Genomic DNA, 21,153 nt, shown 5'->3' on the forward strand with positions numbered 1-21,153 from the left:
ATTGATTCATCAGCGTGATACTGATATAATCAATCTTTGGAGGGATAAATGTGATGCGATTTATGCTTAAATCGAAGCTTCATATGGCATGCGTAACCGATAAGAATATAAATTATGAGGGAAGTATTGAGATAGATGAGGAGCTCATGAATATTGTTGACCTGAAAGAAAATGAACTTGTGCTGATAGCTGATTTAAACAATGGGCAGCGTTTCGAAACTTATGTCATAAAAGGAAAACCTGGAAGCGGGACCATATCATTGAATGGAGCAGCTGCTCGTCTGGTTGAGAAAGGTGATAGAATAATCGTAATGAGCTTTGGTATATTTAATGATGGTGAATACTCAGGTCCAAAAGTGGCTATATTAAATGAGAAAAATCAGGTCATTCATGTAAAGTAACACAGGATAATAAGAAACCCCCTGTCAGATTTGTTGTGTTATCATCAAGACGAAATTTAGCTAAAAAAGGTATTTATCCAGGTTGTTTGTAGAAGAATAATACTTGCCTTGGGCGCTTATATCATTAAAGGTGACCAGATTATCTATTTGCACAGATTTATAAATCTTGGAGCTGGCCAGTTTGCAATCGTGCAAACGGTTTATAAAAATCGAGCAGAAAAGATTGAGCACACAACTTTATATTAATTAGGATAGAATAAAAACTGTTAGTGATATAGATTGGTAAGAGATAGGGAGGTGGCAAATTTGGAAAAAGTCCCAATAAAAACTGTTATGGCTATTCTGGTCGATAACAGAAAAGAAACGGCCGAAAGAGTTCAGAAAATTCTAACGGCCTGGGGGTGTTTGATCAAAACCCGACTCGGATTGCATGATGGTGTTCTGGATAACTGTTCGGATGCTGGTTTGATAATTCTTGAATTAGTTGGAAGTTCCGAACAGCACAAAGAGTTGTGCGAGAAACTAAATAAGATGCCGGGAGTAAAAGCAGATTATATGGAATTATCTTTTGATAGTTAAATAAAAGCCCCCCAGGGGGCTTTTATTCCAGAGGTTGCCATTCTACATGGAAAATGCCTTCTTCATCAGTTCTTTCAAATGTATGGGCTCCAAAGAAGTCGCGTTGCGCTTGAATTAGATTAGCTGGCAAATGAGATTCTGTCAGACTGAATATATAATCCAGCGTTGAATTTAGCAAAAAGGTAGGTATACCAGATCTTCTTGACAGTTCTGTCACCCTGATAACAGATTTAATTTTGTCTTTGATAAAGTTCATTGCCTTTTCGCTGAAAAGAAGATTGATGTTTTGTGGATTTTCTTTAAGAATATCTTTGATGAAATCAAGCATCTTTGCTCTGATTATGCATCCACCTTTCCAGATTCTCAGTATCTCGAGTAAATTTATTTTATAATTGTGGGCTATAGAAGCTTCATGAATTAACCAGAGGCCCTGCGAAAAAGACGAGAACATCGAAAGTTCGAGGGATTTTTCTAAGTCGCTTATCAATGATCTATCACCAGCAATTCTGTTTTTTTCACCAAACAAATTTGAAAGAATCTCCCTCTCTTTTTTGAAATGGGAAAGAGCCCTTGCAACAACTGCCAGATTCAAGGATGGAGTTGGAATGCCGAGATCAAAGGCTGCCTGTGCGGTCCATTTTCCCGTTCCTTTCTGCTCTGCTTTGTCAAGAATCAGTTCAACAAGAGGTTTTTGGGTCTGTTCGTCAATATGCTGCATAATTTTGTAAGTTATTTCTACAAGAAAAGAAGACAATTTACCTTCATTCCACTGGTGAAAAATCAGACCTATCTCATTGCTCTTCATACCCAGAATCTTTCTCATTATGTCATAAATTTCTGCTATTGATTGCATTATGGCGTATTCAATTCCATTATGAACCATCTTTACAAAGTGGCCTGCTGAGCCATCACCTATATAACTGCAGCAAGGTCCATCTTCTGTCTTTGCCGAAATTTTCAAAAGCATTTCTTCAACCATTTGATAAGCTTTCAGACTTCCACCAGGCATTATTGATGGCCCATGTAAGGCACCATATTCTCCACCTGAAACTCCCATTCCGAGATACAGGATGCCTTTATGTGAAAGTTTTTCAAGCCTTCTGTCTGTATCATTATAATGTGAGTTACCTGCATCAATCAGCAAATCACCTTCCTGCAGGTAAGGTAGAAGCTCCTGAATTATCTCATCGACAGGGTTTCCTGCTTTTACCATCAAGATGATCTTTCTCGGTCTTGAAAGCGATTTGACAAAATTTTGGACATCGTAGTATGGTGTTATCTTTTCACCTTTTACTCTTTCTTCGATAAATTTTTTCGTTTTTTCGGCTGTTCTGTTGTAAACAGAAACCGAGTATCCATTTCTAACAATATTCAGAGCAAGATTTTGACCCATTACTGCAAGTCCAATAAGGCCTATATCATTCATTCTATCGCCTCCAATCTATCTTCATTCCCAGTTATTTTACTCTCTGGTTGTTTATAAATGAGTCCCTCTTTTATCAGTAGATTTAAAATTTCTATGACTTCTTCTGGGTCCACAGATAAGTAAGTTGATGTAAAAGAAACAGATGCATCGAAATCACCGGTGAATCGCACAGCCATATTTAATACCTCGGCAAGATCCACGATATATTCTTTATCTGGGACTCCTTCTGCTTTGCCAAGCCATTCGTATCCAAGAGGGCCATTGTTCGAAGTTTTTAATCTGATTTTCGATGGAGCTGGTTTAGCTTTTAAACCGTGAGCTTTTTTCACAGCAGATATTATTGCATCTGAGCCAGGAGTTTTTTTGATTTTCGTCAGAAATCCTTTGACCCTCCCTTTCGTTATTTCTATAATATCTTTTGGAATGTCATGGGCAAGCGATATAGTTCTGAAAACAGCTTCTGCAATCCATTTGAACATTGCTGGGTCACATTTATCAGGAGTGTCTTCATTTGTGTGATAATATCTGTCTGGCCATTGACCTATGAATGGCGCTGGAATCCCATAACTCTGAAACACAACATGGTCAGACCCCGATTTAAAAGGTGATCTAAAAAACTTTTTTCTTAAAAGACCGATTTTATTCGGTTCACAAGATAGAAGCGATTGATATAGAAGTTCGTCAAAATATGTATTTAACAGTGGGATTGTTTCGTGAAATATCAGCGCCGAACCTGTTTTATCCTGTGCCTCACCTATCATATCGAGGTTGATAACGAAATCATATTTATTCTCAGCAACATACGGTAAAGTTCCATAGAATTCTGGCAATAGTAAAATATCAACGCCTGCGTTTACCCTGTTTTGAGCCAGCAAATTACACAGATGCAATGCAAGAGCAGCACCTGAAGCATTGTCATTTGCCCCTGGACTCGGGTGACATAGATGTGCTACAACAGCTATCTTAGGGAATCTTTCGGGAGAAAAACTAATTCTCATAACATGAACAAAACCTTTTTCAAGGTGGCTATCAATCATCAATCTCACCTTGAAATTCTTGTTTGCAAGTTCTCTGAGTAATTTATATTGATTGTATGTTAGAGAAAAACCGAAGGCACCATATTGTGATGTTTCAAAAGTGTGGGGCAAAGACAGATAATTTATAGTATCTGGCATTTTTTCCGGAGCCCTTCCAATTGATTCATCCTGAGCTCTCATGAAATAAACAAGAAGGCACTTTGCCCCGAGTTCTTTCACGTATTTTTTGAATGCCATATTTGGATTTTGATCTGTGACTACCGCCCTGGAGGAAAAATCTCCTTTGTAATTTTCATCAACAATTTCCAGTACTTGCCAACCATTAGTTGGATTGCTTCCAAATAGTACAGAAGTTTTACACGCTTTGAAAGAATTTATAAATGTCCTTGGCGTGTCTATCCAAAGTTCGCCATTCTGTATTTCCCACACCATTGTTGTCTCAAAATTACCATATTTCACGTCCCCAGAAGCATACTCTATAACCTGGATAGATTTTTCAGGTATTCCCCAATTTAGAAGCATTTCTTTTATTTTTGCTAAAAGTGATCTGTATTCCCGGCTTCCTCGAACTCTATGATAGGAAGATATGAACCTCATAATTTCAAATGTCTCTTGTTCATTAAGCATAATAATCTCCTCCAGAATAGATTGTATGACTTGTGGACGATATTTTTTGAAAAAAGGTATTTATTAGAGTTTTCTTAAAAAGTAGAACATAAAACATTCATTTCAGGACAATTATATTGGAAGCAAAAATTTTATGGAGGTGATCTGTGTGAAAAAAGTATTTTTAGTGACATTGACAGTAGTTTTAGTGGCGACCCTTAGTTTTGCAGGAGCATTTGGAGCAGGTTTTGGTTTGAGAAATTCAACACATAAGCAAGTCATTTACACAGAGCTTATTAAAGCTCTTGATTTAACAGAAGACCAGGCGCAGCAGTTGTTGAATGCTATTTCTGAAACGAAAGCTCAGCTGGAAGCGCTTGAGAGTGAGTATGAAGCTTTGCTTGAAAAATCGAAAGCCCTGTCACTCAACGAATTTTCAGCAGAAAGAAAAAGCCTTGATGAAAAAAGAATCGATATTTTGCAGGAATTTCAGACAAAGGTTGAGAACCTGATTACTGTAGGGCAGCTTGAGAATTTGAAAGATTACATCAATAACAATGCCAATCAATACAGACAACAGATTCAGGGAAGATATCAACAGATATCTCCAGCTAAAGGGCGAATGCCAGCCGAAGACATGCCAAGAATGGGACGCGGCGATTTATATGGAAGATTCGGTAATGTTAGATTTGGATTTTCTGGTTCGTTCGTTGGATTGGGAATATTGCTTGACGATGATTTCGAGGCAGCGTTAAAAACATATTTAGGATGACTCACCTCCCACCCCCTCGAATGGCGCCGGTGAAAACCGGCGCTTTTTCATCTAAAACGAGAAAAATCAGAGAATGATCATCAAAAGCAAAGGTAAAGTTATCAACGATAATGCAGTTGAAAGCACAACTCCCTGAGAAGCAAGCTTATAATCCCTGTTAAACATTCGTGCAAAGATAGCTGTGTTTACGCCAGATGGCATACCGCTCATCACTATAGGTATTGCTTTAATAGTTGAAGACAATTCGACCGAAAATAATATTATGACCATTAAAAGAGGTCCAGCAATCAATTTCATTAAAGACGCCATATATAACTCTTTGTTTTTTACTGTTGAAGAAAACTTCGCATCTGCAAGAAAAGCACCTATCACGAACATTGCAAGCGGGACAGTCGTATTGCCTATCATTTCCAGAGTGGTTTTTACTGTGGATGGTAAATCTATGTTCAGAAAAAATATTACTACGCCAAGCAAAGTGGCCAGAAGTCCGGGATTGAGTAGTAATTTTGTTATGCTTACTCTGTCCTTTGACATTAATTTAACTCCGAGAGTCCATGTAAGTATGTTGAACCATATGTTAAAAAAAGCTGCGTAAAAGACGCCTATTTCTCCGAATGCAATACTCATTATCGGATATCCAAGATATCCTACATTACCAAAAATTATCATGTAGAGATAGACACCTTTGCTGTCATCGTTTATTTTTCTCACTTTGACAAAAATAAAAGCAATAATTGAGAGTATGGCATACATAAGCCCGCCTAGCAGGAAAATGATCAATCCGTTTAAAGCAAGCTCTCTGGTAAAATCTCTGTCCATAGATGCAAGAACCATTGCAGGCAATGTCACATAAATTATTAGATTTGTTGCACCCTGGGTGAATCCATCATTTATCAATTTTATTTTTCTAATAAAAAATCCCAGACCAATTAAAAGAAATATGATGAAAATTTGATTGGCAACCGTTTGAGCCAATACACCACCTCCAATCTCTGAAAGTATCATACCTTATAAAGATGGTGATTGTGAACCTTAACACAATTCGAGTAGAATATTAAAAAAGGAGTGAAACCATTTGAAGGTTTATTTCAGACAATGTGAGAGCTATGATCGTGTTGAGAAAGTTCTTCTCCCACTACTCGCAAAATATTCTCACATCTTTGAAAAAGGAGACAGGGTTTTGGTGAAACCAAATTTACTTTCTGCAAGAGAACCCAACGAAGGTGTGACGACTCATCCAGAAGTTTTGAAAACTATTTTAAAGTTTTTAATATCACTTGAGACCAGGCCCTTTGTTGGTGATAGCCCAGCTTCAGGTTCTTTTAAAAAAGTAATCGCTCATACTGGAATCAGTCAGATATGTGAAAAACTCTCTGTTCCTATAGTTGAATTGGACGATCCTGTCGAAGTAGATGGGGAAATTTATAAGAAGATAAAAATCAGCTCTAAGGTCTTCCAGGCAGACAAAGTAGTTAATGTTGCAAAACTGAAAACCCACTCTCAGATGATATTTACTATGGGCGTGAAAAACACTTTTGGATGTGTTCCGGGATTTGAGAAATCTGGCTGGCATATTAGATGTGCACATAATGAAAATTTTGCCTCATTGTTAGTGGACATACATTTATTGGTAAAGCCAGTTTTGACTATTCTGGATGGTATTATTGGTATGGAAGGCAATGGTCCTGCTAATGGAAAGCTGAAGCAGTTTAATATGCTTGTCGTTGGTGAAAATGCTTTTGCTGTTGATCATGCCGTCTGCAAAAGAATTGGTGTTAATCCTGAGATAGTTTTCGTGTTGAAAGAGGCTATTAAAAGAAACCTTATTCCTGATTATGAAATAGATGGTAATTGGTCTGACACAATAAAACTTCCTGTTACTGCTGAAACATTACCTGTGCCTGGAATGCTTAAAAATCTGGCAAGAAAAATTATTCGTGTACCAAAAATATCCAAAAAGCGGTGTGTTCAATGTAGAATATGTGAAGAAAGATGTCCAGCGAAAGCCATTGATATATCGAATTATTTTATAAGTTACAATAAGTGTATCAGGTGTTATGTATGTCATGAGGTGTGTCCACGTGGGGCAATAGACCTGATTAGAAAGTTTTTGTGAGGTGATAGTAGTGATTTCCGGACATAAAAAAATAGATTGGGCAAAGAGATTTATGCCTTTACTAAATTTGATTGAGAGTGAATATTCCCAGCAGAAACCTTTGAAGGATTTTACGGTGGGTATGTCCATACATTTAGAAGCGAAAACAGCATGTCTTGCGATAACTCTTAGAAATCTTGGCGCAAAGGTTGTCATTACTGGCAGTAATCCACTAAGCACACAGGATGATGTGGCAGAGGCCCTCAAAGAGCATGAGATCATGGTTTTCGCAAAACATACAAAAGATGAGGATGTTTATTTCAGGGGAATTGTCTCTGTTCTTGAACAAAATCCAGATTTGATACTGGACGACGGAGCAGATTTAACAATCACAGCTCATACGAAAATCCCATCCGCACTTAAAAATTTAAAGGGTATAACAGAAGAAACGACAACGGGAGTGAGAAGAATCAAAGCTTTGAAATCGCAAGGAAAATTGAAAATTCCAGTTATAGCGGTCAATGAAGCTCTTATGAAACATCTATTTGACAATCGTTATGGCACAGGTCAATCCACGTGGGACAGCGTAATGAGAAATACAAATCTTCTGGTTTCAGGAAAAACAGTTGTTGTTGCTGGCTACGGATGGTGTGGAAGGGGCATAGCATTCAGGGCACGAGGACTGGGGGCTCGTGTTATCGTGACAGAAATAGATCCAATAAAAGCTATTGAAGCCATTATGGATGGTTTTGAGGTTATGAGGATGAAAGAAGCCGCTGAGCATGGAGATTTTTTCATCTGCGCTACGGGAAACACATCTGTTATATCTGTAGAAGAATTTCTCAGAATGAAAAATGGAGCTGTTCTGTCAAATGCAGGACACTTCAATGTTGAAGTAGATGTCAAAGCACTTGAGCGACTAGCAACACAAAAATTTGAAGCAAGAGAGAATGTTACTGGTTATATTTTACCCAATGGTAAGACTATTTTTTTGCTGGCTGAGGGAAGACTGGTTAATCTTGCTGCTGCAGATGGCCACCCAGTAGAAATAATGGATCTTTCATTTGCTGTGCAGACACTTTCCTTGATATATCTTTCGCAAACTTCTTTGCAACCAGAGGTTTATCCGGTACCTGCAGAAATAGATTACAGAGTCGCAGAAATGAAACTGAAAACACTCGGTGTAAAAATCGATGAGCTGTCAATCGAGCAGCGGAGATATCTGGAAAGCTTCTGAGGGGGATAAAAAATGATCGAAAAGATATCTATAAGACCTGGAAAATCTGGTTATTGCATTCCAAAAATATGGCTTTTAAAAGATTACGGCGGAGAAGTGAAAATAGAATCTGGTAAGGCATTTGTAGAACCATCTCAGTATTTTCATTCTGTTATTCAATGGATCTTGGAGAAAAAGGAAAGCGGTGTTGATTATACGAAATCTGTGAGTTTGCAGAAAGGTATAACAGATCGAAGCTGGATAAAAAGTGCGATTGTATATTCCTGCCTTCCACGATGCACTGCTGCTTATAACCACAAAGGATTTGGAAGATTTGAAGTTGATGATATATTTGGTTATCGTGAATCGGGAACTTTTTTGAAAATGATAGCCCTGCTTCCACATTTTTACAGACTTGGTGTGAATACTCTGTATTTGCTGCCAATCACCGAAAGTAGTAATCTGTTCAGAAAAGGTGAGATTGGTTCACCTTATTCTGTAAAAGATTTTCTCAAAATTGATCCTCTGTACCATGATCCGCTTCTCGATGGCTGGAATGTTGAAGACGAGTTTTTGGCTTTTGTGGAAGCATGTCACATACTGGGTATAAGAGTTTTAATGGATTTTATACCAAGAACTGCTGCAAGAGATTGCAATTTGATACTGAACCATCCGGAGTGGTTTTACTGGATAAAAGTTGATGAACTTGTTAACTATCTTCCTCCTGTTATTCCAGAACTTGGTTTCTGCCAGCCAACAAAGGAAATTATGCAAAAATTGTATGATCGTCCTGAAATAAGAAATCATCTGAAAAAATTCTGCTTTGATCCCAAAACAACAGATCCTGAGAAATGGGATAAGCTCAGACGGGAAATTACTGATCAAAGCCTTATTCCAGCTATAATAAGGCATTTTGGTATGATGACAGCACCAGGTTTCTCGGACTGGATAAATGATCCGCAACCAACGTGGGATGACGTAACTTTCCTGAGGTTGTACATGGATCATCCATTCACCGCATCGGGAAAAGTTGGGTCAGATCACCCCCCCTATGTGCTTTTTGATGTAATAAAGTCAAGCAATTTCCCGGGAAAAGTTCCAAATTTAGAACTCTGGAATTATATTGCATCTATTATCCCTCATTTTCAAAAAAAGTACGGAATAGATGGTATCAGGCTGGATATGGGGCATGCCTTACCGGATCAATTACAGCAATTGATAATAAAGAATGCAAGAGATCACGATCCATCCTTTGTTTTCATCGCAGAAGAACTTGAAATGCACCGGTCTAAGGAAGCCAGAGAATCCGGATATGATGCAATAATTGGGAATAGCTGGTGGATGCTCCCAAGAATTCCAGATAAAGCCTATGAGTTCATCCAGTCTGAATCCCTGCGCGTAGAATTACCTTATATTGCCGCTGCAGAAACACCGGATACGCCAAGAATATTTTCCAGAGATAATGGTAAATACAGGTTTTTGATACCATTTTTGTGTTGTTTTGCTCCAAATGGGATATTTATGATCAACTCTGGTCAGGAAATTGAGGAAACCCAGCCCATGAATCTCGGACTGGACAACAATGCATGTGGTAGGTTCACTCTCGCTTGCGGAGATGAATTTCAGGGCAAGCTTGCCTTTTTTGACCATTATGTGCTTCACTGGAAAGATTCGGAGATCGTTGGATTTTTATCAGAACTAAGCAAATTGAGAAATATGTTTTCTGATTTGATTTTGCATGGTGTTTACAGGCCTGTTTACCTGAGTTGGCAGGATGGTAAAACTGCCAATATTTCTTACTGGAATGAGCATAATGGCGTTATTGTCATTGCAAATCTTGACGCTAATGAAAGAACAATGGAGATAGATTTAGAGAAAACATGCAACGTAAGCTCGGCAACAAAAATACGATCCTGGAGATATGGTGAATGGTTTGAAGAGAATGCCGATAAAATTATTCGGTGCTCTCTAAAAGGATATGATTTTGCGCTTTATGAAGTTAGTTATAACTTGGTGGTGAAAACGTGAAAAAACTTTATTTAATCTCGCTTAGAATTTTTGATTCGAGAGATGCGGGGTTTCCTTTGAATTACAAAGAAGTTACTATGCTTAAACGAGAGATATTCTTTGAATTTCTTAGACACAATGCAGATGAACATATTGCCGTTGATTTATTCGGTGATCTTTCAACTCCGGCAGAGATATTCCATTTGCTTTCGCTTGTGCCAAAAGAAATTCCTTTGAAGATATCTCAAAGTGACAGCATTTTGAAAGGACTTAAATTTAATGAAAATATTTATCTTCTCGATGAACCGTTTGTTATGGATGCTATCTCTAATCCTGTCATATCAAGCAAACCATCTTTTCTTATGAAGGAAGATGGGCAAGAGTTGATAATCGAAAGCGGCTTGAATGGCTGCGTTCCGGTAGAATTGGAAAGACCGGAAGATCCAGGCGAAGGTAAGATAGGTTTTTTTACCAGGTTTATTTTTAAGTCTGAGGCAGATCAGGCAAAAATGTTTGGCAATAGAATTATATTTGAATGCAGAGATCCAGGAAATTCTCTTGAAAAAAGGCTTCTGGAGAATCTTTCCAGCGATGCAGCAGTTTCGTTAATTAGATTAATGGATATGGATATTGAGGGGTGAGAAATCTGAAAATAAAAGAGCTAAATGTAGAAGGATTTGGTAAATTCCATGACTTTAAGATCGAATTTCACGATGGGATAAATCTTGTGGTTGGACCGAACGAATCCGGCAAAACGACATTGTATAAATTTATTGTCTCTGCGCTGAGTGAACTGCCTCAAGAAGATTTTCATCGATACAAACCATGGAATTTTGATAAGTTCGGTGGCTCAATATCTCTGATTGATCCTGATAGAGAATTGAAGTTACAGGATAATCCCGTAGTTGATAGAAAATATCTCGAATCACTGTGCTTGCTTTCAGATGAAGATGACAATGTCGAATTTCTGAAAGTTGACGAGGTTGTGGTGGCAAAATTGAGAAACAAAATGAGCAAGCTGGAAGAAGCTGAAAAGATAAATTCTCTGTTGAAGAAAATCCCGTTATTTGAAGAAAGATTGCTTGCGGCATTAAAAAATATAGATGAGCAGATAAAATCCATAGAATCAGCTGTTCATGAACTAAGAAAGAAAAGAGAATCTCTTTTCACAGCTTACGCAAATAGATTGTACTTAGAAGAAAGGCTTGAGAATTTAAAAGAAACAGAAAGAGATATCAGAAATCAAATTAAAGAAATCCAGGACCAGATCAATAAAGAAATTGAGAAAATCAAAAAAGAAGCAGAGGAAAATTTGAGATCTCTCAGGATAAAGCTCGAAAGGGAGAAAAACTTGCCAGTTATCTCACTGGAGGAATATAATCACGTGATAAAGCTAAATGAGCGGTTGGAATCTTATGAACAGAAGTTGCAGGAGCTTCAATCTCTCTTAGAAAAACTTTCCAGTCAGCGCACAGAGATACAAGAACAGCTGGATCGAATAAAAAAAGATCTTGTCTGGGAAGATGATCTTGAAAAAATAAAGTTGAGAATAAAAAATATCGAATTGAGATACAATCTGCTGGAGAGTAAGGCAGATCAGTTGAAAGATTACAGTAATGAATATCAATCTATGTGGGAAAATTTTGAAAATGAGGGTGATAAGGTTCTTCGACTTGTTGAATCAGAATTTCCAACTTCTGTGGAACTTGAGATCAAGCAAATCAACAATAAATTAAAATTTATTGAAGAAGAGGTGCTAAAGCGTAAGAGCAGAACAAAATTACTTCGAACGCTCAGTATTCTTATGGCTTTTTCTGCTGTATCTTTACTTGTATTTGGATTCCTGATGAGCTCTCTTTGGTTTTATCCGTCAGCAACTCTCGCCACTGGTTCGGTAATAGCATTTTTTCTTCTTTTTAGATCAATAAGAAAATTAGAAGATGACGATGAACAGAAATTAAAATTGCAACTTGAATTGCGTTCTATAGAAAAGCGTAGAAATTCAGCTGTTCAAAGAATTCTCAAAGCTTTCAATGTGGAAAGCATAGAAGCGCTAAAAGAAGCCTATCAGAAATATCAAAGTTGGAGATCTGAAAAAGATCAAATGGAAAAGTTGCGCCAGAAGATCTCTGAAGATCAAAAAGAAGTGGTATCTGAGCTTGAAATATTCGGTGCGAAAGATATAAACGATGTTCCTAGTATCCTGATAAGGCTCAATGAATTGGTCAAAGTCTGGGAAAAAAATCAGGTTGTACTGGCAAATTTGCAACAATCGATAGAAAAGGTAAGATCTGATATTGAATCAGTAGTAAACCAGATTTCAGACATCAGGCTTGAGCTTGAATCAAGCATCGATAGAATAGGCCTTCAGGACCTTGGCGAATTAGAAGATGCGTTTAAAAGAAATTACACGATTGACGAGCTGGAGAAAAAGATGAATTATCTTACGAGAATGATTGGATACCTTAAGGATGGAAACATTGCATCATTGCTTGCAGATGAACCTTCTCTGGCTGATCTTGTTAATAGAAAAGAAGAGCTTGAAGATAATTTAGAAAGATTATCACATGAAATGGAGTATATTATAAAAGAATTGAGCAAGGTGAACTTACAGGTTTCAAATTTGTTCCATCCAGAACAGATAGTTGGTTTATTGCATGATCTTTCTGTTAAAAATGTCGAAAAGAAGGCTTATTCAAGGCAGAGAATCCAGCTCGCTAAAATCAGACATGTTCTGGAAAGAGAGCTTGATATCCTTACTGGCTCTTATGCAGACAAATTTTCAAAGTTGTTGTGTGACCTCTTTTCACGTTTTTCGGAGCTCGCGCAAGATCTTTATGTGGAAAAAGATCTCTCGATAAAGTTATTTGTGAAAAGTTCTTTCATGGAGGTAACCCGTTCTCTGAGTAAAGCATCACAGGATCAGTTAGCCTTTTGTTACAAACTCGCACTTTACGAAACATTGCAGCCCGCAGAGAATTTGCCACTCATTATAGACAATTTTCCTATTAGATTCGACAAAATTAGACTTCGCACAGCCATAGATATATTGAAAGAGAAATCTCAAAACAGACAAATTATACTTTTCACAAGTGATGTGAGAATTCCTGAATTTTTTGGCATAGAACCAGTTCTGGAGTTGTCAAGTTAGAGTACCATAAACCGATCCTTTCCCGATTTCTTAGCAACTTCAAGGGCTTTCAGTGCGTGGTTGATTACCTCGAGGTAATTATTTCCGTGTTCAGGGAAAATTCCTATTCCTGCACTTACCGTGACTTTAATAGCATCCTCTATGTGTCTTATTTCGTCGAGTATTCTATCAATTATTTCGAGTGACTTAGATTTCGAAACATTTCGGAGTAAAATAGCGAATTCTCCACCTCCATAACGAGCGACAAAATCTGATTTTCTCACTCTCATTCTCAATACGTCAGCGATTTTTTCAATAATTCTATCTCCTGTTTCATGGCCATGTTGAATATTTATTTTTGTTAGATCATCTATATCCAGAATTGCAACGGCGAAGTTTTCACCATTTTTCGCTTCGGTTTCGAGTAAACCAAGGAACGCCGAATGGCTCAACAAAAGTGTATGAGGATCGTAAGACCGCCTGACCACAATATTTTGATAAACTTCTGATCTCTCAAGTAGTCTATAAGCTTGATTTGCGATCAATTCCATTACTTGAATATCTTCTACTGAAGGTCTTCTCCCATGTTCGGGAGCGTCGACAGATATGTAGCCAACAATCTCACCGTGAGGATTGTATATGGGAATTATCAACATATCCTGTGGTCTCCATGCGTCTGGTTTTTCAAATTCGTTTGAATCAATGAGTACTGCCACATACTCTGCCGGTAAATCAAGCGCTCCTTCAGGAATGAAGTAAGAGTTACTCACCTTGAATCTTTGCTGCATGAATTTTGAGATATATTCAACTGTTGGTGGATTGGATTTAAGTCTGTCGAATTCTTTTTGATTCAAACCATAATGGGCTATCCTCATTATGAAGCCGGTTTCTCTGTTCAATATGTTTATCAATACATATCTGTAACCAGTAATATGACTTATTGCGCTGGCAAGCTCAAATAAGCTCTGTTCAATTGTGCTTTTTTGGTTAACCGACATAGTTAGATTGATAATCGTAGCGAGTTTTGATCTAAAATTACTGAGCTTTTGATGCTCAATTTTCTGTTGATCCATTGTTGAATGGATTTGCAAGAATCTCAAATAAATGAGAAACAGAGCCGGATAGATGGCTATTGCCGGAACAGTTGTTTGCAAATTCCCAGCAATCTCCAAAACTGAGCTTACTATGATAAGCGTTATTGAGTAAAGCATTCTTTCTGTAATTATTGATAATTTTTTGTCCAGGAATATCTGACAGATTAGAACCAGAGCTGTTAAAATACTCATCCTCAAATATTCGTTTTGCAACCTATATGTTATCAAAACCGAGATAGAAAAAATTGGAAAGTATATCAAAGCGGTCTGAATCTTATTTATCAGAGAAGATCTACGGACTGAAAGCAATATTCCGAGAGGTACTATGAGTGGTGAAAAGGTTGTTTCGGTGTACACTGCGTGGGCCAAAACAATGGAAAGAGAAATCATAAGATCAAGATGATTTTCAGCAACAGTAAAGGCAATAGCCGCATAAACAACAAAAATTATATCTGTCAGATTTGGAAAATTAAAACGAAAGAAAAATAAAATCACAGCATTTAACAGGATCAACAGCGTCCATTGAGTTGATTTTTTCAGATTGTTCACCCTTTCATTTTTTCAGTAGAGAAATCTACAGGTAAACTCACCCATTTTCCATCAACAAAAGATTTATAGAGAGCCAGCACTATCTCGACAGCCTTTTTGCCTTCCTCTCCGGATATGTAAGGTTCGCGATTATAGAGCAGAGCTTCACAAAAATCTCTATAGAGAGAAACATGGCCGCTTCCATAAACTGTATCTGGATCCGGTAGATTCATGTAGGGATGGTTTTCTTCATTCACGAATCTCCAGCTCAAGATTCGATTTACAGCCACGCCGCCTATTTTCACAGTACCTCTTTCTCCAAAAATACTGAGGATTTCTTCCAGGTTTCTGTCATATATGTTTGAAGTCCCTTCTACAATCCCTACCGCTCCGGATTCAAATTCCACTATGCCTATTCCGAGGTCTTCAGCCTCTATATATGGGTGATTCAAATTTTTTATAATCCCCACAACTCTTTTCGGCTTTCCTCCAAGCATCCATTGCAGCAGATCTATTCCATGAATACTTTGATTCATCAAAGCGCCACCATCTTGTTCCCATGTTCCTCTCCATGACGCTTGTTTATAATATTCTTCTTTTCTGTTCCAGCGAACATTTATGGTTCCATAAAAGATTTTTCCAAATGACCCTGATTCTATTTTTCTTCTTAATTCCTGAACTGGTGGATTAAATCTATTTTGAAAACACACACCAATCTTCAATCCTTTTTTCTTTGAAAGGTCTACCATATGTTGCATATGATCTGTACTCAAAGCCATAGGTTTTTCAACAAGGACATGTTTTCCCATTTCAAGAGCATCGACAGATATTTGATAATGTGTTCCACTTGGCGTTGCTATCGCTACAAAATTTATATCGTCCCTTTGGAGCAATTCTTCATATCTTATATAAATTTCTGGCTTGTACCCGAGTTTGTCTTTGATTTCAAGTGAAGCTTTCTGTGCCCTCTCAGGAACAACATCACAGACTGCCGAAATCTGAACAATATCTGAGTTTTGAACAACAGCTTCAAGGTGTTTTGAAGCGATTCTTCCGCATCCAATCAATCCCATTCTCAATTTCAAGGTTTATCACCCCTGACTATTTTGTGTATTCTCTGCGATGCCTTTCCATCTCCAAATGGATTGGCTATATCATTCAGAGTTATTCCATTTGCCTTCGCAAGGGCCGCATAGACTTTTTCATAACAGGTTCCTGCCAGTATTCCCATATTTGATTCTATCAGCTCCGGTCTTTCGGTGGTTTCCCTCGTAACCACCACAAATTTTCCGAAAGAAGGCGCTTCTTCCTGAATCCCGCCAGAATCTGTCACAACGAATTTTGCGCCATCTAAAAGCGATAGAAAATGAAAATAATCTACCGGCTCAATTAATCGAAAATTTTCACAACTTCCCACTTCCTGATTAACTATTTCTCTGACTTTCGGGTTTTTGTGAACAGGGAAAATCACCTCTATTTTATTCTCCTTAGCAAAAGACGCCACAGCTCTGAGTATCGATCTCATTCTTTCACCAATATTCTCTCTTCTGTGCAAAGTTAGAAGTATGTATTTATCGAAATTCACTATATCTTTTCTGAGTGAAGTCAGATCAAGTTTTCTTTTGATTAATTGCAAAGCATCGACAACTGTGTTTCCAACAACAAAAATTCTTTTTTTCTCGATGCCTTCGCTCAGTAAATTCTGCATAGCTCTTTTTGTTGGGGCAAACATATAAGAACTGGTGACATCTATTAATTTTCTATTCAACTCTTCTGGAAATGGGTCAAACAAATTTCCACTTCTCAAACCTGCTTCTATGTGAGCCACTGGAATCGAAAGGTGGAAAGCACACAAAGCTGAAGTAAAAGCAGTAGTAGTATCTCCCTGAACAAAAACAATATCTGGTTTTTCTTTTATGAAAATTGGTTCCAGTTTTTCCATAATGAGTGCAACGATTCTGTTTAAAGATTGATTATGACTCATAATATTCAGATCATAATCAGGTTGCATCTTAAAAACATCTACCATCATATCCATCATTTCACGGTGCTGTGCTGTTGCTACGCTGAGGACCTTTTCTCCGGTTTTTTTAAAATACAGATAGACAGGCGCGATTTTTATAACCTCAGGTCTTGTTCCAAACACAAAGCAAAACTTCATTTAAAGATACCTCCTATCAGCCACCAAGCCTGTTCATTTTGTTTTTGACCTGCGAGACAATCATGTTGTGGGAAAAAGGTTTTTTCTCAACTGATTTAATAATCATGTTTAATATCTCACTTTCAGGAATTTTTTTTCGTACTGCCGCCAGTAAATCAATAAAAAAGTCAGATCCCAGACAAGGATAGAGTTTTCCATCACAGGAAACTCTCAATTTGTTGCACGTATTGCAAAAAGCTTTGCTCAGAGCAGATATCACGCCGATATAATTCCCATCTTTCGTTACGAAATATCTTGCTGGCCCAAAACCAAGTTTAATATCTACAGGTGAAAGGTTTAATTCGGACAATTTTTCTAAAATTTGCTTTTCAAAAACTACTCCCGTGTTTTGCTTTCCAATCGGCATCATCTCAATAAACCTTATTGGTATCCTTCTTGAAAAAGCATATTTGACAAGATCTGGCAATTCATCAAAATTCATATGATTTACAACAACGTTCAATTTTACATTCATTTTCTCCTCGATCGCTCTGTCAATACCGACAAGGACTGGTTTTAATCTGGCGTGAGTTATTTTGTAAAATGTTTCCTGTTTCAAACTGTTCAAGCTAATATTGAGAGAATGCAATCCGGCGTCTTTCAAATCTTTTGCAAGCTGACTGAGTTTGCTGCCGTTTGTTGTCATTGACACAGTAAATCGGCTTGAAAGCGCTTTCACTATTCTAACAACGTCGTTTCTCAGAAGAGGTTCCCCGCCTGTTATACGGATACATTTTATCCCGAGTTCATAAAAAAATTGGCTGATTAAATTCACTTCGTCATATGTCATCAAATTTTCTTCTTTCAAAAACAAATTATTGCATGTACAGTAGAAACATCTGTGATTGCACCTGTCTGTAATGGATAATCTGAGATAATCTATATTGCGTTCGTAAAAATCCTGCATCTGAACACCTCATTTTATAAGTATAACCTATGCATTTCTTTTTTGGCTGAATATTGACTTTTGAAATTTTTTTTGATATTATAGCTGTGGCTATATTTTATACCTTGAGATATAGAGGTGATGCAATGTGGAACTAACACAAAGTTTAGAAGATTATCTTGAAGCAATTTACGTGCTCTCAGCAAAGAAAAAAATTGTCAGAGTAACAGATCTTATGGATTATTTCAGTTACAAAGTTTCTTCGGTAAATAAGGCTATCAATAAATTGATTAAAACTGGTTATGTTGAGCATGAGAAGTACGGATACATTGAACTCACAGAAAAAGGTTTACAGGCTGCTAAGGAAATCTATCAAAAACACAAAAACATTGCTGCTTTTTTCTCGGAGATTCTTGGTGTGAGGTCTGATATTGCAGCAAGGGACAGCTGTGAGATGGAGCATTTTATAAGCACAGAAACTTACCAGAGGCTTTTAGACTTTGTTGATTTTCTGAAATTTCAACATCCTGAATGCTTGCAAGAATGGAAAAAATCGAAAAAGCATGAATTTAGAAGGAGTGAACAAATCATGAAGTTGTCAGATTTAAGTGCTGGACAACAGGGTCGTGTTGTAAGAATTGAGGGACCGTCGATCGTGAAGCAAAGACTTGTGACCATGGGAATTGTCACCGGTGAGATTGTGAGAGTGGAGAGAATAGCACCTCTTGGAGATCCAGTAGAGGTACTCGTTAAAGGGTACAATCTGTCTCTAAGGAAAGATGAAGCGAAAATGATCTATGTTGAGGAGGTATAAGATATGTTCCCCCTGTATATGGCAAAACCTTCTGAAACTGTTCAGGTCATTTGCATTGAGGGGGGTAGGGGTATTAGAAAAAAACTCATGGATGTTGGCATTGTTCCAAAAGTAACTGTTAGAGTTATTTCCTCCGGAGAGAGATATCCAACTATTGTTGAAAAAGACGGTATGCGTCTAATTCTTGGGTATGGTGCGTCAAAAAAGATTTATGTTTCACCGATTTCAGGAGGTGAATGAATGTCAGGAAGATTTACAGTAGCGCTTGCTGGAAATCCAAACTCAGGGAAAACATCAGTGTTTAACGCTTTGACGGGGTCGAATCAACGTGTTGGAAATTGGCCTGGTGTGACTGTTGAGAAAAAAGAAGGAAAATTTTATAAAGATGGCATGGAAATCAAGATAGTTGATTTACCCGGTATTTACTCTCTAACGGCAGATTCTATAGATCAGAAAATCGCTGTGGACTTCCTCATACACGAGAGGCCAGATTTAGTGATCTGTGTTATTGACTCTTCGAATTTTGAACGCAATATGTATTTGTTAACTCAGTTGATTGAAATGGGGCAAAAATTGGTTGTGGCTCTTAATATGAGTGATATCGCCGAAAAGGACGGTATATTAATAGATGAGAAAAAATTGAGTATGATCCTGAATTGCCCCGTTGTGAAGACTGTTGCGGTGAAAAAGATAGGGATAGAAGAATTGAAAGCAATTCTGGTTGATGAATTACGAAATTCTTCATATCGCAGAAAATCAGAACCGCTGGTAACGTATCCGAATGCCATCGAAACATCTTTAACGAAAATAATGGAAAAGATCAAAACTTATCAAACAAAAGAAATCAACCTCAGGTGGCTTTCAATCAATCTTTTTCTTGGTGATATGAGCTTGCTGAAGATTTTGAATTTAAAAGATGAAGGAATCAGAAAAGAAATAGAAAAGATAGTTCTTCAGGAGACCATAGATCTGCAGAAGAGTTTAGGGGAAGATATAGATATACTGATAGCAAATAGCAAATACAGCAAAATAAGAGAAATATACAATTCGGTTGCTCTAAGAAAAAGCGACACAAAAGCATCTGTGTCTTTAACGGCAAAATTAGACAGACTGATTATCAATAAATATCTTGGCATTCCAATATTCCTGGTAATAATGTATATTATTTTCACGCTTGTTTTTTCCGTGGGCGGTTTTCTGGCAGATTTTATAGATTCTGGTATGACGAATTTTGGAGAGTTTTTAACGAGAAATTTGGAATCGATAAATACTTCCCCAACAGTCATATCGTTTTTAGTTGATGGAGTTATAGGTGGAGTTGGATCTGTGCTTGTTTTCTTGCCAAACATTGTTATTCTCTATCTCCTGATAGGGCTTCTGGAAGACATTGGTTACATGGCAAGAGCAGCTTTCGTTATGGATAGAATTATGCAATTTCTTGGTTTGCCCGGAAAATCCTTTATACCTCTCCTGCTTGGCTTTGGTTGTAATGTGCCGGCAATAATGGCAACGCGGACGCTTGATTCTGAAAAAGACAGGATTTTGACCATATTAATAACCCCTCTAATGTCATGTTCGGCCCGTTTACCTATATATGTCCTGTTTGCTTCAGTTTTTTTCCAGAAACATCAGGCACTCGTTGTATTTTCCATGTATGTTATAGGAATTGTAGTTGCCATTGCCGTGGGGAAATTTTTCAGCGCTACTTTTTTCAACTCAACGGTTTCACCACTTATAATGGAGTTACCTATTTACAGGTTACCGAGACTTGGCTATGTATTACTTCGAGTCTGGCAACGAAGTAGTATGTTTCTGAAAAAGGCTGGAACAATAATATTTAGTGTAGTTGTGTTAGTGTGGCTACTCAGTTCTTTGCCATTCGGTGTGGAATATGCTTCTGAGAAAAGCGTAATTGGATATATAGGAAAGCTTGTCGAACCTATTCTAAAACTACCTGGTTTTGGTTTCTGGCAAGCAGGTGTTGCGCTTGTTTTCGGTTTTCTTGCAAAAGAAGTTGTGGTGGGAACACTTGGTACCTTGTTTGGTGGAGAAGATGCTCTCAGGACAGTGCTGGCCGGGTATTTTACACCCCTTTCAGCGTATTCATTCATGCTTTTTAGCTTAATTTATGTTCCATGCGCTGCAACAGTAGCTATCATAAGGCAAGAGGCAGGTAAAAAGTGGGCGTGGTTTACTGTCTTTTACACAACATTTCTTGCCTGGTTAATTTCAACCTTGGTCTACCAGATAGGAAAGTTTTTCGCTTAATCTTTCATCTGGCTTATTAGCGCACCCTGGCCGGGTGCGTTTTTTTCATGATGAAATGTAACAGTTCGATTTTTGAAACCATATACTTTCAAGC

18 protein-coding genes are annotated in these 21,153 nt (G+C 37.6%); 11 read left to right on the plus strand and 7 right to left on the minus strand.

Annotation, left to right across the window (positions count from 1 at the left end; translation table 11 throughout):
• Window positions 1–50: 50 nt before the first annotated feature.
• Together panD and TEL01S_RS04385 are read left to right on the plus strand one after the other, a co-directional pair.
• On the plus strand, window positions 51–401 hold the full coding sequence (gene panD, locus TEL01S_RS04380; RefSeq protein WP_028843275.1) for an aspartate 1-decarboxylase: 351 nt from the start codon (window positions 51–53) through the stop codon (window positions 399–401).
• A 333-nt stretch (window positions 402–734) separates the two neighbouring features.
• On the plus strand, window positions 735–980 hold the full coding sequence (locus tag TEL01S_RS04385) for a hypothetical protein (RefSeq protein WP_038051277.1): 246 nt from the start codon (window positions 735–737) through the stop codon (window positions 978–980).
• A gap of 22 nt (window positions 981–1,002) precedes the next feature.
• Here TEL01S_RS04385 and gndA read toward each other — a convergent pair whose 3' ends face one another.
• Together gndA and TEL01S_RS04395 are read right to left on the minus strand one after the other, a co-directional pair.
• Complete coding sequence (gene gndA, locus TEL01S_RS04390; RefSeq protein WP_012002921.1) at window positions 1,003–2,406, minus strand: NADP-dependent phosphogluconate dehydrogenase; 1,404 nt, start codon at window positions 2,404–2,406, stop codon at window positions 1,003–1,005.
• Window positions 2,403–4,070 (minus strand): DUF4910 domain-containing protein, encoded by a 1,668-nt coding sequence (locus TEL01S_RS04395; protein ID WP_028843274.1) that lies wholly within the window; start codon window positions 4,068–4,070, stop codon window positions 2,403–2,405. Before TEL01S_RS04395 ends, gndA begins: the two co-directional genes overlap by 4 nt.
• 148 nt (window positions 4,071–4,218) lie before the next feature.
• On the opposite strand from TEL01S_RS04395, the gene TEL01S_RS04400 reads away from it, so the two are divergent.
• Complete coding sequence (locus TEL01S_RS04400; RefSeq protein ID WP_028843273.1) at window positions 4,219–4,821, plus strand: hypothetical protein; 603 nt, start codon at window positions 4,219–4,221, stop codon at window positions 4,819–4,821.
• Window positions 4,822–4,887: 66 nt separating this feature from the next.
• Here the strand turns inward: TEL01S_RS04400 and TEL01S_RS04405 are convergent, their stop codons facing one another.
• Entirely contained in the window at window positions 4,888–5,796 is a 909-nt protein-coding gene (locus TEL01S_RS04405; RefSeq protein WP_012002924.1) for an AEC family transporter, read from the minus strand.
• Between the two features lie 100 nt (window positions 5,797–5,896).
• Here TEL01S_RS04405 and TEL01S_RS04410 point away from each other — a divergent pair, with 100 nt between their 5' ends.
• From TEL01S_RS04410 to TEL01S_RS04430, 5 genes are read left to right on the plus strand one after another with little or no spacing between them, the layout of a single operon-like run.
• Window positions 5,897–6,937, plus strand: a complete 1,041-nt coding sequence (locus TEL01S_RS04410; protein ID WP_012002925.1) for a DUF362 domain-containing protein — start codon at window positions 5,897–5,899, stop codon at window positions 6,935–6,937.
• A 10-nt stretch (window positions 6,938–6,947) separates the two neighbouring features.
• Window positions 6,948–8,153 carry an adenosylhomocysteinase gene (locus TEL01S_RS04415; RefSeq protein WP_012002926.1) on the plus strand — a complete coding sequence of 402 codons (1,206 nt, stop codon included), beginning with the start codon at window positions 6,948–6,950 and terminating at the stop codon, window positions 8,151–8,153.
• Between the two features lie 12 nt (window positions 8,154–8,165).
• Window positions 8,166–10,160: an alpha-amylase family protein gene (locus TEL01S_RS04420; RefSeq protein WP_028843272.1), complete on the plus strand. Its 1,995-nt coding sequence runs from the start codon at window positions 8,166–8,168 to the stop codon at window positions 10,158–10,160.
• On the plus strand, window positions 10,157–10,780 hold the full coding sequence (locus TEL01S_RS04425) for a hypothetical protein (RefSeq protein ID WP_012002928.1): 624 nt from the start codon (window positions 10,157–10,159) through the stop codon (window positions 10,778–10,780). The genes TEL01S_RS04420 and TEL01S_RS04425 overlap by 4 nt, the downstream gene beginning before the upstream one ends.
• A complete protein-coding gene (locus TEL01S_RS04430; protein ID WP_028843271.1) occupies window positions 10,777–13,290 on the plus strand; it encodes an ATP-binding protein in 2,514 nt (837 codons plus the stop codon). Before TEL01S_RS04425 ends, TEL01S_RS04430 begins: the two co-directional genes overlap by 4 nt.
• Here TEL01S_RS04430 and TEL01S_RS10695 read toward each other — a convergent pair.
• Genes TEL01S_RS10695 through moaA form a run of 4 tightly spaced genes read right to left on the minus strand, consistent with a single transcriptional unit; the run spans window position 13,287 to window position 17,998 of the window.
• Window positions 13,287–14,912, minus strand: a complete 1,626-nt coding sequence (locus tag TEL01S_RS10695) for a sensor domain-containing diguanylate cyclase (protein ID WP_051366170.1) — start codon at window positions 14,910–14,912, stop codon at window positions 13,287–13,289. The genes TEL01S_RS04430 and TEL01S_RS10695 overlap by 4 nt on opposite strands.
• Window positions 14,909–15,976 carry a Gfo/Idh/MocA family protein gene (locus tag TEL01S_RS04440; protein ID WP_012002931.1) on the minus strand — a complete coding sequence of 356 codons (1,068 nt, stop codon included), beginning with the start codon at window positions 15,974–15,976 and terminating at the stop codon, window positions 14,909–14,911. The genes TEL01S_RS10695 and TEL01S_RS04440 overlap by 4 nt, the downstream gene beginning before the upstream one ends.
• Window positions 15,973–17,052, minus strand: a complete 1,080-nt coding sequence (gene wecB / locus TEL01S_RS04445; RefSeq protein WP_028843270.1) for a non-hydrolyzing UDP-N-acetylglucosamine 2-epimerase — start codon at window positions 17,050–17,052, stop codon at window positions 15,973–15,975. Before wecB ends, TEL01S_RS04440 begins: the two co-directional genes overlap by 4 nt.
• A gap of 16 nt (window positions 17,053–17,068) precedes the next feature.
• On the minus strand, window positions 17,069–17,998 hold the full coding sequence (moaA, locus tag TEL01S_RS04450) for a GTP 3',8-cyclase MoaA (RefSeq protein WP_028843269.1): 930 nt from the start codon (window positions 17,996–17,998) through the stop codon (window positions 17,069–17,071).
• Between the two features lie 127 nt (window positions 17,999–18,125).
• On the opposite strand from moaA, the gene TEL01S_RS04455 reads away from it, so the two are divergent.
• From TEL01S_RS04455 to feoB, 3 genes are read left to right on the plus strand one after another with little or no spacing between them, the layout of a single operon-like run.
• Entirely contained in the window at window positions 18,126–18,791 is a 666-nt protein-coding gene (locus TEL01S_RS04455) for a metal-dependent transcriptional regulator (protein ID WP_028843268.1), read from the plus strand.
• A 3-nt stretch (window positions 18,792–18,794) separates the two neighbouring features.
• A complete protein-coding gene (locus tag TEL01S_RS04460; protein WP_012002935.1) occupies window positions 18,795–19,031 on the plus strand; it encodes a FeoA family protein in 237 nt (78 codons plus the stop codon).
• The gene (gene feoB, locus TEL01S_RS04465; protein ID WP_028843267.1) at window positions 19,032–21,059 is read left to right on the plus strand and encodes a ferrous iron transport protein B; all 2,028 of its coding nucleotides are present in this window, start codon (window positions 19,032–19,034) and stop codon (window positions 21,057–21,059) included. It begins immediately after the preceding gene.
• The last annotated feature ends 94 nt before the right edge of the window (window positions 21,060–21,153 follow it).

The organism is Pseudothermotoga elfii DSM 9442 = NBRC 107921 (assembly GCF_000504085.1).
In the GTDB taxonomy this organism is placed as follows: Bacteria; Thermotogota; Thermotogae; order Thermotogales; family DSM-5069; genus Pseudothermotoga_B; species Pseudothermotoga_B elfii.